This window comes from Photorhabdus thracensis (assembly GCF_001010285.1).
Lineage (GTDB): Bacteria > Pseudomonadota > Gammaproteobacteria > Enterobacterales > Enterobacteriaceae > Photorhabdus > Photorhabdus temperata.
The window spans coordinates 1,940,055-1,956,011 of the sequence record NZ_CP011104.1; the positions used below are offsets into that span (position 1 = coordinate 1,940,055).

At 43.5% G+C, this 15,957-nt stretch carries 14 protein-coding genes and 7 pseudogenes; 10 read left to right on the plus strand and 11 right to left on the minus strand.

The features are described 5' to 3' along the window. Positions 1 to 2: 2 nt before the first annotated feature. A complete protein-coding gene (acs, locus tag VY86_RS08235; protein ID WP_046974598.1) occupies positions 3 to 1,958 on the minus strand; it encodes an acetate--CoA ligase in 1,956 nt (651 codons plus the stop codon). A 614-nt stretch (positions 1,959 to 2,572) separates the two neighbouring features. On the opposite strand from acs, the gene sodA reads away from it, so the two are divergent. Next, positions 2,573 to 3,199, plus strand: a complete 627-nt coding sequence (gene sodA, locus VY86_RS08240; protein ID WP_046974599.1) for a superoxide dismutase [Mn] — start codon at positions 2,573 to 2,575, stop codon at positions 3,197 to 3,199. 120 nt (positions 3,200 to 3,319) lie between these two features. Next, a complete protein-coding gene (gene yiiM / locus VY86_RS08245; RefSeq protein WP_046974600.1) occupies positions 3,320 to 3,991 on the plus strand; it encodes a 6-hydroxyaminopurine reductase in 672 nt (223 codons plus the stop codon). Here the strand turns inward: yiiM and VY86_RS24035 are convergent. Continuing rightward, positions 3,966 to 4,224 (minus strand): annotated as a pseudogene (locus VY86_RS24035) (recombinase family protein); the annotation flags it as partial. The gene yiiM and the pseudogene VY86_RS24035 overlap by 26 nt on opposite strands. Before the next feature lie 191 nt (positions 4,225 to 4,415). Between VY86_RS24035 and VY86_RS08250 the strand changes: the two are divergent. Together VY86_RS08250 and VY86_RS08255 are read left to right on the plus strand one after the other, a co-directional pair. Beyond that, a complete protein-coding gene (locus tag VY86_RS08250) occupies positions 4,416 to 5,006 on the plus strand; it encodes an RNA polymerase factor sigma-70 (protein WP_046974601.1) in 591 nt (196 codons plus the stop codon). Beyond that, entirely contained in the window at positions 4,999 to 5,199 is a 201-nt protein-coding gene (locus VY86_RS08255) for an anti-sigma factor family protein (protein ID WP_036846519.1), read from the plus strand. The genes VY86_RS08250 and VY86_RS08255 overlap by 8 nt, the downstream gene beginning before the upstream one ends. A 10-nt stretch (positions 5,200 to 5,209) precedes the next feature. Here the strand turns inward: VY86_RS08255 and VY86_RS08260 are convergent, their stop codons facing one another. The 4 genes from VY86_RS08260 to VY86_RS08275 are packed head-to-tail and all read right to left on the minus strand — an operon-like array spanning position 5,210 to position 7,668. Further along, positions 5,210 to 5,704, minus strand: coding sequence for a DoxX family protein (locus VY86_RS08260; protein ID WP_046974602.1), 495 nt, complete (start codon positions 5,702 to 5,704; stop codon positions 5,210 to 5,212). Between the two features lies 1 nt (position 5,705). Beyond that, positions 5,706 to 6,455: an HvfC/BufC N-terminal domain-containing protein gene (locus VY86_RS08265; protein ID WP_046974603.1), complete on the minus strand. Its 750-nt coding sequence runs from the start codon at positions 6,453 to 6,455 to the stop codon at positions 5,706 to 5,708. Further along, entirely contained in the window at positions 6,424 to 7,347 is a 924-nt protein-coding gene (bufB, locus tag VY86_RS08270; protein ID WP_046974604.1) for an MNIO family bufferin maturase, read from the minus strand. The genes VY86_RS08265 and bufB overlap by 32 nt, the downstream gene beginning before the upstream one ends. Positions 7,348 to 7,374: 27 nt before the next feature. Beyond that, the gene (locus tag VY86_RS08275; RefSeq protein WP_036779464.1) at positions 7,375 to 7,668 is read right to left on the minus strand and encodes a BufA1 family periplasmic bufferin-type metallophore; all 294 of its coding nucleotides are present in this window, start codon (positions 7,666 to 7,668) and stop codon (positions 7,375 to 7,377) included. Positions 7,669 to 7,882: 214 nt separating this feature from the next. Here VY86_RS08275 and VY86_RS26175 point away from each other — a divergent pair, with 214 nt between their 5' ends. Next, positions 7,883 to 8,014 (plus strand): hypothetical protein, encoded by a 132-nt coding sequence (locus VY86_RS26175; RefSeq protein ID WP_267481883.1) that lies wholly within the window; start codon positions 7,883 to 7,885, stop codon positions 8,012 to 8,014. 162 nt (positions 8,015 to 8,176) lie between these two features. On the opposite strand, the pseudogene VY86_RS08280 reads toward VY86_RS26175, so the two are convergent. After that, a pseudogene (locus VY86_RS08280) lies at positions 8,177 to 8,949 on the minus strand (IS630 family transposase). A 99-nt stretch (positions 8,950 to 9,048) separates the two neighbouring features. Here VY86_RS08280 and VY86_RS08285 point away from each other — a divergent pair. The 3 genes and pseudogenes from VY86_RS08285 to VY86_RS26455 all read left to right on the plus strand — a co-directional run. Then, a pseudogene (locus tag VY86_RS08285) lies at positions 9,049 to 9,735 on the plus strand (formylglycine-generating enzyme family protein); the annotation flags it as partial. Further along, positions 9,725 to 10,261, plus strand: a complete 537-nt coding sequence (gene cpmG / locus VY86_RS08290; protein WP_052760796.1) for a carbapenem biosynthesis protein CpmG — start codon at positions 9,725 to 9,727, stop codon at positions 10,259 to 10,261. The pseudogene VY86_RS08285 and the gene cpmG, both read left to right, overlap by 11 nt. Beyond that, positions 10,258 to 10,908: pseudogene (locus tag VY86_RS26455) on the plus strand (carbapenem biosynthesis protein CpmH). Before cpmG ends, VY86_RS26455 begins: the two are co-directional and overlap by 4 nt. Before the next feature lie 61 nt (positions 10,909 to 10,969). Here VY86_RS26455 and VY86_RS26460 read toward each other — a convergent pair. The 3 genes and pseudogenes from VY86_RS26460 to VY86_RS24040 all read right to left on the minus strand — a co-directional run. Then, positions 10,970 to 11,074 (minus strand): annotated as a pseudogene (locus VY86_RS26460) (IS982 family transposase); the annotation flags it as partial. Between the two features lie 269 nt (positions 11,075 to 11,343). Then, complete coding sequence (locus tag VY86_RS08300) at positions 11,344 to 12,348, minus strand: IS110 family RNA-guided transposase (RefSeq protein ID WP_046974605.1); 1,005 nt, start codon at positions 12,346 to 12,348, stop codon at positions 11,344 to 11,346. 80 nt (positions 12,349 to 12,428) lie between these two features. Further along, a pseudogene (locus VY86_RS24040) lies at positions 12,429 to 12,915 on the minus strand (IS982 family transposase); the annotation flags it as partial. Between the two features lie 360 nt (positions 12,916 to 13,275). On the opposite strand from VY86_RS24040, the gene accA reads away from it, so the two are divergent. Next, the gene (gene accA / locus VY86_RS08305; protein WP_046974606.1) at positions 13,276 to 14,235 is read left to right on the plus strand and encodes an acetyl-CoA carboxylase carboxyl transferase subunit alpha; all 960 of its coding nucleotides are present in this window, start codon (positions 13,276 to 13,278) and stop codon (positions 14,233 to 14,235) included. 16 nt (positions 14,236 to 14,251) lie between these two features. Here accA and VY86_RS24600 read toward each other — a convergent pair. Next, positions 14,252 to 14,419, minus strand: a pseudogene (locus tag VY86_RS24600) (ISKra4 family transposase); the annotation flags it as partial. Between the two features lie 489 nt (positions 14,420 to 14,908). Here VY86_RS24600 and VY86_RS08310 point away from each other — a divergent pair. Further along, positions 14,909 to 15,940, plus strand: a complete 1,032-nt coding sequence (locus VY86_RS08310) for an IS630 family transposase (protein WP_046976622.1) — start codon at positions 14,909 to 14,911, stop codon at positions 15,938 to 15,940. Positions 15,941 to 15,957: the final 17 nt, after the last annotated feature.

The following is a 15,957-nucleotide window of genomic DNA, read 5'->3' on the forward strand; positions in this document are numbered from 1 at the left end:
TGTCACGAAATACTCATTGTTTGTTTTTCTTCCAATAGTTTTTCCACTACCCCTGGATCTGCCAGTGTTGAGGTATCTCCCAGATTACTGGTATCACCGGAAGCAATTTTACGCAGGATGCGGCGCATAATTTTTCCTGAGCGGGTTTTTGGTAAAGAATCTGTCCAGTGCAGAATATCTGGTGTCGCGATCGGGCCGATTTCTTTACGCACCCAATTACGAACTTCGGTGTATAATTCTGGGGAAGGTTCTTCGCCGTGATTCAAAGTGACATAGGCATAAATTGCCTGACCTTTGATATTATGCGGAACACCGACGACAGCAGCTTCAGCAATTTTGGGATGGGAAACCAAAGCGGATTCAATTTCAGCCGTGCCCAGACGATGACCGGAGATATTCAATACATCATCAACACGGCCAGTTATCCAATAATAGCCATCTTCATCACGGCGTGCGCCATCACCACTAAAGTACATACCCTTAAAGGTAGAGAAGTAGGTTTGTTCGAAACGGTCATGATCGCCAAACAGTGAGCGTGCTTGTCCTGGCCAGGAATCAGTAATAACCAGGTTTCCTTCACAAGCACCTTCTAATTGCTCACCAAGGTTATCAACCAAGGCTGGTTGAACACCGAAGAAAGGTAGAGTTGCGGAACCTGCTTTCAGCTCAGTTGCTCCTGGCAGTGGCGTTATCATGAAGCCGCCGGTTTCTGTTTGCCACCAGGTATCAACAATCGGACATTGACTGTTACCAATTTTCTGGTAATACCATTCCCATGCTTCCGGGTTAATTGGCTCACCAACAGATCCCAGAATACGCAGAGAAGTACGTTTCGTTCCTTCAATAGCTTTGTCACCTTCAGCCATCAGGGCACGAATTGCTGTTGGTGCCGTGTACAGAATATTTACCTGATGTTTATCAACAACCTGACTTAGACGGTTAACCTCAGGATAGTTTGGTACGCCTTCGAACATCAGAGTGATAGCACCGCAGGAAAGCGGCCCGTAGAGCAGATAACTATGTCCAGTCACCCAGCCCACATCAGCTGTACACCAATAGATTTCGCCTGGATGATAGTCGAATACATATTTAAATGTTAAGGATGCATATACAAGGTAGCCACCGGTGGTGTGCAGCACGCCTTTAGGTTTACCGGTAGAGCCGGAAGTATAGAGAATAAACAGGGGATCTTCTGCGTTCACCTCTTCAACCGGGCAGTCAGCACTTACGCCTGTTGTCAACTCATGCCACCAAAGGTCGCGACCAGAGTACCAATTACCGATATTTCCAGTACGTTTAAAAACAATAACATTGGATACACTGACAACTGCTGGATTACTTAATGCGTCATCAACATTCTTTTTCAGGGGAATTGTACGTCCAGCTCTCAAACCCTCATCGGCAGTGATAACCAATTTAGTGTTCGAATCAATGATGCGACCGGATACGGCATCAGGAGAAAAACCTGCGAAAATAACAGAATGGATAGCACCAATGCGGGCACATGCTAACATGGCAATTGCCGCTTCCGGCACCATCGGCATGTAAATAGCAACAACATCACCTTTTTTAATACCAAGATTTTTCAATGCATTAGCAAACTGGCATACATCATGATGCAGTTCACGATAGGTTACGGTTTTGGACTCTGCTGGATCGTCGCCTTCCCAGATAATAGCGGTTTGATTGCCATGCTCTTTTAAATGGCGATCGAGACAGTTTGCGCTTAGATTCAGTGTTCCATCTTCAAACCAACGGATATTGACATGTCCAGGATCAAAAGAGGTATTCTTTACCTTGGTGTAAGGCTTAATCCAGTCAACAATGTTACCTTTCTCACCCCAAAATCTTTCGGGATCTTGCAGCGATAATTGATAGTCTTGTTGATATTGTTGTTTATTCATCAGAGCATGTTCTGCAATGACAGCAGAAATAGAGTGCTTCATTATTTGAGTCATATTAATATTCTCCTTGCGAATGTTAATAGTATGTCAAAACAAGGTTAACTAAAGTGTAAGGAGAATTTTTGTTTTTTTTTTGCGCGGAAGATCACGCAATAAAAAGAATATTTTTCACGTAATTGTCATTTGGTGTGGTGGGGATAATTGGGTTTAATTGCTAACCAAAAATAGTAATTTAAAATCCTAATCCAATAATAATCTTAAATATAGATAAATTGACTGATAAGCCACTGAAACACAGTTGTATGATAAAACCATAGTGAGAATATGGCATTGATAATCATTTCCAATAATATTTAATTAACTATAATGATTATCGGTCAGCCTCTGGGAAACCTTGTTCTTCAGGACGGGGATAAAAGGAGGCGGTTTTCTCGCTTTTGCATTTATGTAGTGTGTGACTCCATGAAATGCGCATATAAAGCGCGAAATATCAAAGCTGTCGGGCTGACAGTGTTAGCCCACGGAGAGAGGGTAAGCCCTGGCTCACGTCCCAGTGGGTCAGGCTCGTCTCTGTGAAGTGGGAATCCTCTTCCTTATAGGGAGAGGAGCAGTCAAGTTGTTCACAAGGTGTGGACTTTGAATCATTTTATATGACTGGAGTACATGATATGAGCTATTCATTACCTTCTCTTCCTTACTCTTATGACGCTCTGGAACCTCATTTTGATAAGCAGACGATGGAAATCCACCATACCAAGCATCATCAGACTTACATTAATAATGCCAATGGCGCTCTGGAAGCCTTCCCTGAGCTGGCAAAACTGGATGTTGATGATCTGATTCAGCAATTAGATAAGATACCTGCTGATAAACGTACTTTTGTACGTAACAATGCTGGTGGACACGCTAACCATAGCCTGTTCTGGAAGGGCTTGAAATTAGGGACAACTCTGCAAGGCCCATTAAAAGAAGCTATTGAACGTGATTTCGGTAGTGTGGATTCTTTTAAAGAGAAATTTGAGCAGGCGGCGGCGACTCGTTTTGGTTCCGGCTGGGCGTGGCTGGTACTGAAAGATGATGGCAAACTAGCGGTTGTATCTACTGCTAACCAGGACAGCCCGTTAATGGGTGAAGCTATTTCCGGTGCTTCTGGCTATCCAATTGCTGGTCTGGATGTTTGGGAACATGCCTATTACTTGCAGTATCAAAACCGTCGTCCTGACTACATTAAAGCGTTCTGGAACGTTGTTAACTGGGATGAGGCTGCAAAACGTTATCAGGACAAAGTGAAATAATTTTCTAACTCATTTTCTCTTTTCTGCTATGCCGGCTGATATTACTGCCGGCATTTTTATTGATTGGGTATTGGTTTATGATGATATCGTCGGACTGATTTCAATAAAGGAAAGTGAATTATGTATTATCCGCAGGTATATACAGGCAAAATTGAAATATCAGAAAAACTGTCTGCCAGTGCAATTAACAAACGGATGGTTGATGGCAGCCTGCGTCTGACTTCTCTTGGATTGGAAGGTGATGAACAGGCCGAAACCCGCGTCCATGGTGGCCCCGATCGTGCGCTTTGCCATTATCCCCGTGAACACTACGATTTCTGGAAACATCAATTTCCTGATCAGGAAGATTTCTTTATTGCTCCCGCGTTTGGCGAAAATATTTCCACAACGGGGTTGACTGAAGAGAATGTTTGTATCGGTGATATTTTCAGTTGGGGAGAGGCCATGCTTCAGGTAACTCAGCCTCGTTCACCTTGTTACAAACTCAATTCTCATTCCGGTATCAGTAATTTTTCTGCCATTATGCAGGAGAGTGGCCGCTGTGGTTGGCTTTACCGAATTATTGCAGCGGGAAATGTTAGCCCGGATGAGCCTTTTGTTCTTGTTTCCCGTAATAGTGATGTTTTGGTTAAAGAAGCGATAGCTATTGCTTTTAATATGCCATTTGATGAAGAGCAGTATCGGCGATTGATGAGTGCAGTTGGGCTGTCCGCCAGTTGGAGCCTGACGATGCAAAAGCGGGTTATGTTTGGAAAGATTGAAGATTTTAATCGCAGGTTGTTCGGGAAATAATAAAAATGTGCACGTGGTGAACGTGCACATTAGCACTGACACTACTTCCTACTTTCAGATGTTCAATCACCACTCGTTGTTGTTCCTCATTAAGTACCGAACTTTCCTACTGCTTTAGCTCGTGCAATACCAGAATGAGTGCGCTCTATCAGTAAGTCTTGTTTAAACTCTGCCATTGCAGCTATTATCTGCATGGTCACTCTCTCGGCAGAACTGGTCAGATTTACTCCTCCATGACGCTATGAAGTTGAACGAAAAATAGGTGGCACTAGGGAAAAGACACATCTCCTGCTGTACAAAAAACAGATTTAATTTAGAATTGTCCCCGTTCCCCAAACGGTCCCTAAGTCATGTGAGTGAATTTAAACGATTCCGCCAGTAATACCCGGTTATCCCGAACAATCCTGTTGAGATAGAAACTAAGATGTCCGATATCAATAATCTGCTGCGGGATCCGCAGTTTTTTTCCATGCTGCATAAACAGATGTTGCAGTTTGCTAGCTTGCAGTTGAATGATTTTCATCAGGCGGAAGACGTTGTTCAAGAGGCGTTGGAAGGGGCGATGAAGAATGCCTCTTCCTTTGCCGGACGAGCCGCCTGGAAAAGCTGGGTGTTTACGATCCTGCGCAACAAAATCTCGGACGCCTTGCGTATGCGTTATCGGCACAGCAGCGTGCAACTGACTGATGATGTTGATGAGCAAAATTTCGAAGCGCTGTTTGATGAGTCTGGTCACTGGCCACGAAACGAGCATCCTCAGCGCTGGCATTTACCGGATGAGGCGGCCGAGCAGGAGCAATTTTGGACGGTTTTCGAGCTTTGTCTGACACAGTTGCCAACGCAAAACGCACGGGCATTTATGATGCGCGAATTTATTGGTCTTGAGACTCAGGAGATCTGTCAGGAGATGGCGCTCTCTGTCAGCAACCTGAATGTGATGCTCTGGCGTGCGCGTATGCGTTTACGTGAATGTTTGTCACAACGCTGGTTTTCCCAGGAGGATAAATATGCTTAGTTGTTACCAAGCTACACGCCTGATGTCTCAGGCGCTGGATGAAAAAATCGTGCTTTCTCAACATGTTCAGCTAATGCTGCATTTGAGAATATGCGACGGGTGCCGAAACTTCAGACAACAGCTTGCCGACCTGCGCACTATCACTTCCGCATTCGCTCGTGGCGAAAATGAGAATCAAAATAAAGTAACGTAGGGAGGGGGAATCAGGTACGATGGCGGTAAATTAGGCGATCAAGCGAAAACCTCCCACCGCCATAAGTCACCAGATACAACTGAGCCGTCAGCCAGGTAGCGTGAACAGGCCAGGCATCCGGATAAACAAATATCTGAATCACCAGCGTCATCACCATTAATGCTAGCGCGGAGAAGCGTGTCGCTAATCCGACAATCAGCAGCAGCGGAAATAAGTGTTCTGCGGTCGCGGCCATGACGGCAGCAACATCGGGTGGCAGTAGAGGAAGTTTGTACTCGCTGGTAAAGAGTGACACGGAGCTATCGGTAACGCGCGGAATCCCTAATTGCCAGGGGGTGCGTGTCTCCAGAATATCTATGTTTAATCCCACCACTTTGCTTTGGCCTGACAGCCAGAATGTTGCGGCAAGGCTAATGCGCGCCAGAAGGGGAATAACATTTTCCTGCGCAATGTGTTGCCCTTTTAACGCTAACATTTTGAGTAATGCTATATTGAGTAATGCCATTTTAGCGCTCCGTGTTGCTGTATAGAGAAAGGATCAGTCCATAGTGCTGCATGCGTTGTAAAACCGACTGAGGTTCAAAAGTTGCATCCTCTCCGGCGGCGATCTCTAAGGCTTCGGTAAGACATCGACCGGACTGGAGCATGGTAATAAACTGCATTTCCGCACGGCTGAGCAACATTATTCGTACGTCGTCGTCAACGCGGCACAGTAGCATATGTTCCGGCTGGAATGGGTCCAGCAGCATCTCGTTTTCACTTTGTTGGTGTGAGGCCCATAGGCTGAAGACGGCATAATCTGAACTGAAGAGCCGTACCGAAGGATGGAGCGCCATCAGCAACTGTGCGGGATCGTCAACGGGGGCCGCTTCTGCCGTCTGTTCGGCAGGGTCCGCTGCATGCAGTGATTCGATAAACAACATTTCCAGCCGGGTGAGATCGCTCAGCCAAGGCCAGTCTGCCAACGGCTGAAATGTCGCAATCCAGTCCGGCAATTGTGCGCCATAGCTTGCCAAAACAGGAGAGGGTGGCGGTTGTTGACGTATAAACTCCGCTGCCATCGCACGAAAAAAGCACTCTCCGAGCTGGGCGAGAAGGACAGGGCAGTTTTCGGCCAGTGCGTCGATCAGCGACGCCATGACATTATTACGATAAACCGCAAAACGTACCGCTGGATCGCTATTGTTCCAGACTGTCAGCCCCTCTGGTACTGTGAGGTCGGGATCAAGAAGTGCTTGATACAGTTGTTGTTGCATTTTTCGTGCTCTCCGTAATGTAACGCTGGGCATGGCCGGCTTCGTTCAGCAACACGTCTAATGGTGGGATATTGCTGTCCCATTCGAGCAGGGTGGCGATCGGCCCCGTTTCACGCAGGGTCTCGTTATAAAGATCCCAGACAGGCTTGGTCACATGACTGTCGTGTGAATCAATCAACAGCAGGTCGTTTGCCCCATCGCGGCTTTCCGTATAGCCTGCCAGATGAATTTCACCGACACGGTGAAGTGGAAGCTCGAATAGCATCTGCCGTGGACAGCGATTATGGTTGACGCCACTGATATAGAGATTGTTCACGTCCAGCAGTAGTCCGCATCCGGTGCGGCGTATCACCTCGGAGATAAAGTCCGTCTCGCTCATGGTTGAGGCACTGAACTCGACGTAGGTGGACGGGTTTTCCAGCAGAATCGGGCGACGCAGCGCATTCTGTACCTGATCGATGTGTTCGCAGACCCGCGTCAGCGTGACGTCGGTATAAGGCAGCGGTAGCAGATCATTGAGAAATAGATCGTTGTGCGTCGACCAGGCAAGGTGTTCAGAAAAAACGGCTGGCTGGTAGCGTTCAACCAGCGCAGCAACACATTGTAAATGGGTCTGATTTAGAGGATTTTCTCCTCCGATGGACAGGCCTACACCATGAATAGAGAGCGGATAATCTTGGCGAATGGCGGTTAGTGCTTGATGAAACGGACCTCCCGCAACCAAATAATTTTCCGCGTGAATTTCGAAAAAACCAATGTCGGGTTTATCGCGCAGGATAGCGCGAAAATGCTCCGGCTTTAGCCCGACCCCTGCTCTGGTCGGAAGCCTATTTAGCATGAGACAGTCAGGAGCATCATGAGAGACGCTATGTGAGGGTAAAGAAATTGTCATCGTATGAGCTCCTGCCTGATGCCAGAATTACACTTCTTTAAATGCGTCCAGTTGACCAAAACCAGTCGGGGAGGTCGGAGACTTCATTTTTACGCAGGAACCCGCCGGTACCATTTTCCAGGCATTACCCTGATAATCCTTTTTTGAGGTACCAGCACAGGTGGTGCCTGCACCTGCTTTACAGTCGTTTTTCCCTTTCAGAGAAACGCCATAGCATTTCTCCATTTTGCTGCCGGAATCCGCCATTGCTGAAGTGCCTACCGTAATCAGTGCGCTTCCTAAGGCCAGGGCCAGTAATGCTTTTGTCGTTTGTTTAGTCATAGAACGTTCCTTTTATATTGGTGTAGAAGGTGAATTACTGCTTCGCTGAAACGAGCATTTGCTTCACTCGATTAGTCGCACCGCACATCAATTTCTTACAGTGAATATGAGAAAAAAAATGATTTTTTTATAGTTAACTGATTTTTAATGACTTATTTTTGTGAATCAGATATTGGTCTGTACAAGAAATAGGCTTTTTTAGGATGTTTTCCGTATGTTCATCGTAGTAGGCATGAAAGTGGAGTGGATTGTGATCGTCATAGTACATCGGTATCAGGGTGACAAAGAACTTCCGATTAAACCGAATAAAAATCAGGTGATTAAAAGTGGTAAAAACAACCGTTAAAACCTTATGCCATTAAAATTAAAACTAGAAGGTAAAACAACGGCCTTTAATAATGGCTTAAAATTTGCCCATCATAAAACTATCAATGGAAAATGAGAAGCAAAAATTGGTTTTGTTAATGGTTATAAATAACTTTTTATAATTATGATACACCCCCTCTTTTTATTCTCTGTTAGCCCTGTAGGAGAATGAATTCAAAAATGTTTTCACTTTTTCAAGTAACTGCCACATATACTGGCAGCAATGATTTCGTGTCACCGTTTCATGCAAGGATTGCCACAGGCGCTCAATTTTATTCAGCCAGGGGGAATAAACAGGTAAAAACAATAGGTTAAATTTAGGATGACGGGTCAGTCAATCACTGACCATCCGGCTTTTGTGAATACTATAATTATCCAAAATTAACGTGAGGGTTTCAGCATGACAATATTGGCGATCAAGTTCTTTCAATACCTTGATAAATAATTGAGAATCCTTATTTAATCCGCCAACATAAGTGATTTTCCCTGTTTGAACATTCAGGCAGCCCGCAAGGTAATGTTTTTGGTTTTTTCCTGGTGTCACGATACGTTTTTGCTGTTCTTTTAAATACCCGTCAGCACCGATTTTTGGATTTAGCTCAATATCGACTTCATCTTCATAAAAAACGGGATGTTTTTCCGAGCACGTTGACAACGCCTCGGTAATTTTCGCCATTTTTTCAGGGTATTCGGGATCGAGTAATTTAAGCGTCGGCGCTGCCCTTCGCCATTATCCAGCGATTGACGGAAGAACGGCCGGCACAAAGGGTTCTGGCGACCTGTGAGACAGACATCGCCTTGATGTAGCATCAATATGGCCATGAGTCTGCGAGCATAATTTTTATCTCGGGTGCGCAGGATAATTTTTTTCATCTGGCGTCGTTCATTGTGGGGTATCAGTGCTATGATAGGCATAACTCAGTCTGTTTAGTGGCTTGGGATTTTTTGCATATTGATCAGATCGCAAAAATTGGACTGAGTTCCCTCCAAGTGATCTACTATTTTGAAAAGTTATTTATCATGAAGAATGAAGTTACTTATTCAGAATATAAAGAGGTATATGAATGGGCTATATTAAATGGTTATGATTTTGATGATGGATGTAACGGGGCATATTATGAAGATTGTCTTCCCCCTGAACAGGATGAAGGCAGGCATCCTGTGACGAATATTAAATGGCTAGATACTGTTCTTTTTTCAAATGCATTAAGTGAGAAATTAAAACTCACTCCAGTATATTTTCAAAAAGGAAATAAAATTATTAGAAAAAAAGACAAAAGCTTAGAGGTTTTTATAAATACAAAGGCTAATGGCTATCGTTTACCTACCTTAAACGAATGGCATGTTGCAGCAAGGGGGGGGAAACCTGCCTTACGATCAGGAAGATATGGATACTATCACTCTGGGAGCAATGATTCTAAGAAGGTGGCGTGGTATCCAGAGTTTAATACAAATAATTTTGGAACACAGGTTGTAGGTAAGTTATCTCCAAACGACTTAGGTTTATACGATATGAGTGGAAATGTTTCTGAATGGGTCTATGATAGTTATGAACTTGGTAAAGTTAAGTTGTATTATTTTTGTGGTGGAAGTTATCTTTCCCATTCAAACAGCTTGTCCAATTGTGATAACCATAGTTCAGGATATATGATGCCAGATGTTGGGTTTAGATTAGTTAGGAGTTATTTAAATGAAAAATAAATTTTACCTTATTTTTATTTTTATTTTCTCGTTTAAGGCATTTTCTCATTGCGGAAATAAGGTAAATCTAAAGGATGGAATCAATCTTATAGATTTGAACGGTGATGGAAAAAAAGATGTGGTTTTTTATGCTAAATTTGAAAACAATACATCTCATCCAAGTAACACATTAACTGTTTTTATAAAAAATGAGAGTGGAAAATTTAATATAGTTCCGCTCCCAAATGATACAGGTTTTACTTGGTTTGATTTTAAATTATCTGCTTCTGAAATAAAAACACAAGATTACCAGCTAAGAGTAAAAAATGGGGTTTATTATATTGTTTTTTTTCACAAAAAAAATAATGATGATGACATGTTTGGAGAATATCCAGTGGAATTTATTAAATATGATATAAAGTATAATAATGAAGTACCTGGCATTTCAAATTATTATTGGAATTATACTAAATCCTATCTTACAAAGAAAAAATATAAAAATGCCAGTGATGCCATAACAGAATACAATATAGAGTGTGGTTTATGAAAAACTATTTTTTATTTTTTTTATTGTTTTTATCTTTTTTTTGTCATTCAGAAGAAAATGAATTGTTTAGAAAAAAATACAAAAATAAATTGACGATAAAATATTATTATGCCTAGGTGAAACTGAATGGCCAATATCAATTAATGAAAATTCTATATGGGCTAATGCGAACATGGAATCTCTTGTTGATGCTGGATTAGTGAAGTTGGATTTTAAATAACATTTCATAATTCTGCTACACATGGCCTTATTCAACCCATTGTTATATATAGAATTATGAGTAGTATAAGATGTAGCGCTATTTTGGAATCTTATTTAAAAGGGGAAAAAATAAATTATGGAACTTAACCAATTTAGGAAAAAAAGAATTTAATAAAAATGGTGATTTTTGTTACGGTAGAATGATGTTAAAAGACATTCTAAATATAACTTACATAAATAAAAAAAGAGGATTTATAGTTTTTAACTACTATGTACACTTATTACCTGAATGGGCTAAAAACAAATCAATAAGATTCGCATATTCTTATCTAGATAATATTATCACAGGCATTGACAATGAAAAATATCAAATTGAATTTGAGAAATCTGACACTGGGGTTATTAAAATAATAAGTGATCCTGTTCAACTTGAAATTCTTTACTAATTTTAAGCAATAATAGGGGTTCAGAAGCAACGGAATAGTACACACCATTAAGTAACTAACCTCAGCTTCGTTTAAAAATAGCGATATCACAATCCCGTAAATTCAAACTCGGTTTTTTAGGTTGGAATGTATAAGCAATTAAGCCAGCGACGATTTCCAATAAAAATCTATGGTCACCCCCGTTTTTGCAACACAAATTTTGATGTATGGTGGGCTTGCGTAAATCTATTCGGCGTCTGGTGAGCAGTCATGCCCGCGCCACGATGAGTTCCGTGCCTGCCGAACCTTAAAAACCGGTCGGCTTCAGAGAGCCATTTTTTATATCAGGTTCATCAGCAGGCCGATATGCCGTTCATGTCATCAATTATCTGTCGTCGCAAAACCAGATGGTAACTGCTTAACTTACTGAGCTAACGCAGTTTTTCGTTGGCTCTTTTATTTAATGAACACCGTCTGATGTGCCGTAACGGCCCAGGCTATTCGTGCCAGTTTATTCGCCAGCGCGCACGCCACAACGTTCGAGTGATGGCGGGCAAGCTGCCTGTTCACCCACTCTGCCAGACGCCCTGGATTATGCTCCAGCCGCTGCATAAAGACCCTGGCACACTGTACCAGCAGCCGCCTCAGATTTTTATCACCCCGCTTGCTGATGCCCATCAGTGTCGTTTTTCCACCCGTGCTGTACTGGCGGGGAACCAGCCCTGTTGAAGCCGCAAAGTCACGGCTGCTGGCATAGTTTTTACCGTCCCCCAGCCGCATGGCTAACAGACTCGCCGTTACCGGCCCAACACCAGGAATGGTCAGCAGGCGTTGCGCGGTTTCATCTTCCGCCAGATGCGTTTTCAGTTCCTTATCGACTTCCTCAATTTCTCCGCTGAGGTAAACATAATGACTGTGGAGTCTGCTCAGAACCCTTGCCAGATAAGGCGGAAAGTCATTTTCTTCCAGCACAGCGGCCAGACGTCGTATCACGGCAATACCGCGCGGCAGACTGACGCCGAACTCCAGCAAAAAAGCGTGCATCTGATTGGTGGTTTTAACGCGTTGCCGTATCAGTGAGTCTCTGACGCGATGGAGGGCGGCCATCGCCTGTTGGTCTTCTGTGCGGGGGGGCACAAAGCGCATGGAGGGCCGGGAAGCTGCCTCGCAGATAGCTTCAGCATCGACAAAATCGTTCTTGTTACTCTTAACAAAAGGACGGACGAACTGCGGAGAAATCAGCTTTGCCTCATGGCCTAAATCAGCGATCCGGCGAGCCATAAAGTGCGCCCCACCGCAGGACTCCATCACTACGGTTGCAGCCTTGCAGGAACCGAGAAAATTAATAAGCTGAGTGCGGGAAAACTTCTTACGCAGCAGGGCGTTATCCTGCCTGTCCTGACAGTGGACATGGAAGGAATGTTTACCGAGATCGATACCAATAAGCGTAACGTTTTGCATGATGGTTCCCTCTAAAATAAAATACCCTGCTAGCGTACCTCTCACAGGGTGGGGGTGACCATCTCATTAACCGAGCTAACGCGGTGTCTTGAATGCGCTATCTGAGAAATATTTTTGAGTTGATCCATGACCGTTTCTATCAAAAATCGCCTTCTTAACATCAGGTTATCCCAGAGAGATAACGCTTTTGCCTTCATGTTATTACGGACATGAGTGATTAACGTTATTCCTTCTGCTTCCAGTTCATCGCACAAGGCCTGTGACAAATACCCTTTATCGCCACAAACACCCTGTTAACCCTTGTACCCGCGCTTTGACGGGATGACGATCATCTTTATTTCCTGAGGTCAACTTAACCGCCAAAAGTTCACCACAATCATTAATAACCCGATGAAGTTTAAAGCCATAAAACCAGCCGGTACGGGTTTTCCCTCGCTGTGCGACGCCCTGAAATACGCGATGACGGGGAATACGGAGGTTGTGACAAACGGCAATTTTAGTTGAATCAATAAAAGCGATCCCCTAGGTTTGAGCCTTGCGTGACGAAAAAAAAGCACAGAGAGGAATAAATTTTTGGCAAAAATCATCGACGCAGCAGTAAAGTTCTTCTAAATTAGACATGCCTGAGGATCTCCACGATTTTGTTTTCTTTGACAAAAACTTTGATCGTGCCTCAGGCACTAAGTTCCCTTCTTAATCAAACCTTAGGTTAAATAACAAACTTCACTCTGTACACCTATACGAGAGCATAAAATCTATGGTCACTAAGATAAAACAACGCGATGGTTATAGACTTATAATCACGAACTCCCTAACATGGGATTAGGGGGAATAACTCCTATTCAAAAATTGACGCTGTCACAAAACAAAAATTCTACTGCTAATAACCCCCATTAAAAATGGGATGGTTACCATGTTAAGGATTCTATGTCTACTCATTTTCTCGCATTTGAAAAACCAATCGTCGAATTGAATGAAAAAATCGACGCCTTAGTGACCTTTAAAGAAAATAGCCATCTGTCGGATATTAAGATCGACGAGGAAATTAAATTACTTGAGAAGAAATGTCTTTCATTAACGAAAACCATTTTTTCTCAACTTGGCGCTTGGGAAATCGTCCAACTTGCCAGACACCCCATGAGACCTTACACCCTCGACTATGTTTCTTTGATCTTTACTGAGTTTCAAGAGCTAGCGGGTGACCGAGCATTTGCAGATGATAAAGCCCTTGTTGGCGGTTTAGCTCGTCTTGATGGCCAACCTGTGATGGTAATAGGGCAGCAAAAAGGCCGTACCACGAAAGAAAAAGTGATGCGCAACTTTGGTATGCCTTCCCCTGAGGGTTATCGCAAAGCATTACGCTTAATGAAAATGGCCGAGCGTTTCCATATACCAGTGGTGACTTTTATTGATTCTGCGGGTGCTTATCCAGGTATTGGTGCTGAGGAGCGGGGACAAGCCGAAGCGATTGCGCGAAACATTATGGAAATGTCTTGCTTAAAAACGCCAATCGTCTGTGTGATCACAGGAGAAGGTTGTTCTGGTGGTGCGTTAGCGATAGGGGTTGGTGATTGTATTAATATGTTGGAATACAGTACCTATGCGGCAATTTCACCGGAAGGTTGCGCATCTATTCTTTGGAAAGATGCCCAAAAAGCTCAGGTTGCCGCTGAAGTGATGGGAATGACGGCGAAACGACTCAAAGAGCTTGGTATTATCGATACTATTATCCCAGAGCCACTTGGTGGTGCTCATCGTGATTATCTGATCGCGGGTGAAAATTTAAAACAACAGCTACTCGCCGATTTGTCAGCATTGAAAAAGCTCGATATTGAAACATTACTGGCGGAACGCTACCAAAAAATTATGGCAATTGGCTATTGTTAAGGAGAGCATAAAAAAGTCAGGGGCACTTATCGGTAACCACCTCTGTCAAATTATGATCCGTTTCTTCACATAATTTTATGCCCGGATACCAATGCTCGAATCGGGCTTTTAAATCATCATTGAGTACCGCTGTGTATGTCTGGAGTTAGTAATGCCCACCTTGTTGGCTCCATTGCATCTGCTTGCTGCTTTTTTATCATGCTGCTATTTTCAATATATACGCAATTAACTTGAAGATGCAGGTTTTAAAGTTTGGAAGTTATCAGTCAGCCGGGTGATTGTAGCTATATTGTACTTATTATGAAAAACCAACACCTTAAATACGTCGGTTTAAATTTGCTTTATACGGCTTTAATCATTCTAATAGCATTGTTTTTTTACGATTTGATTTAAAACCATTCCTCTTTTTATGTCATTAATGTTATCTCATGCTAAAATCAATTCATATCGTTGTTTTTAAGTGATTTTAGCGTTTTATTAACACTTAAATACCTGTTTAACGGTTATAACCGTCATTCCGCACCTCATTCCTGATTTAAAAATAGTGTGATCTTACGCATATTTTACATATTTATTGTTCCCATGAGATTGACGGCGATCGCCCATTTTGATCTATACCCGTAATCATTGAAACTGCTTGATTTTCGCCCAAATGAGGTTCATGGTATCTGTCATGAAAATATTCATTACCGATGAACAAAAAGCCGAACTTGAACATCTCCATCACACCTGCCGTGATAAGAGAGAGTGTGATCGCATCAAAGCGGTCCTCCTGGCCTCTGAGGGCTGGAGTTCTGTCATGATCGCTCAGGCCCTGCGTCTTCATGAAACGACCGTTCATCGTCATATCAGCGATTACCTTAATCACCGTAAAATCAAGCCCGAAAATGGCGGCTCTCAGAGCCATCTCAGCGAAACACAGACTCAGGAACTTATCGCCTATCTGACCGCAAATCTTCTGCCCACCACACAGGCGGTTATCCGCCTTGTCAAAGAAGCGTGGGATATCCGTTACACCGTTCCCGGCATGAATAAATGGCTGCACCACCAGGGATTCAGTTATAAAAAGCCGACCGGCGTGCCACACAAGTTCAACGCGGAACAGCAGCGGGCCTTTATAGAAACCTACGGGAAACTCAAGCAGGAAGCCGGAGACCATGAGCCCATCCTGTTCATTGATGGCGTCCATCCCACGCAGGGGACGAAACTGGCTTATGGCTGGATGCGAAAAGGCCAGAAAACCGCGGTGAAAACCACGGGAAGCCGTACCCGTCTGAACCTGATGGGGGCCCTTAATCTGGCTGATATTAGTAAAACGGTAGTACGCGAGTATGACCGTATCGACAGTTATCACATCGCAGAGTTTTTCATTGCTCTGCGTGAAACCTATCCGGTCAGTCAGAAGGTTCATATTATCCTTGACGGAGCTGGTTACCACCGAAGCAGGCTGGTGAAAGACTGGGCTTATGTGATGAATATTGAGCTTCATTACCTGCCACCGTACAGCCCGAATCTGAACCCGATAGAAAGGCTGTGGAAGGTGATGAATGAACAAGTCAGGAATAACCATTATTTCGCCTCGACGACCTTGTTCAAGCAGGCAATACATCGCTTTTTTACGGAAATATTACCGGAACTGGCCGGGAACCTGTCGTGCCGTATTAATGACAACTTCCAGGTTATGAATACTGCATCTTCAAGTTAAGCGGGTATATTACTTTT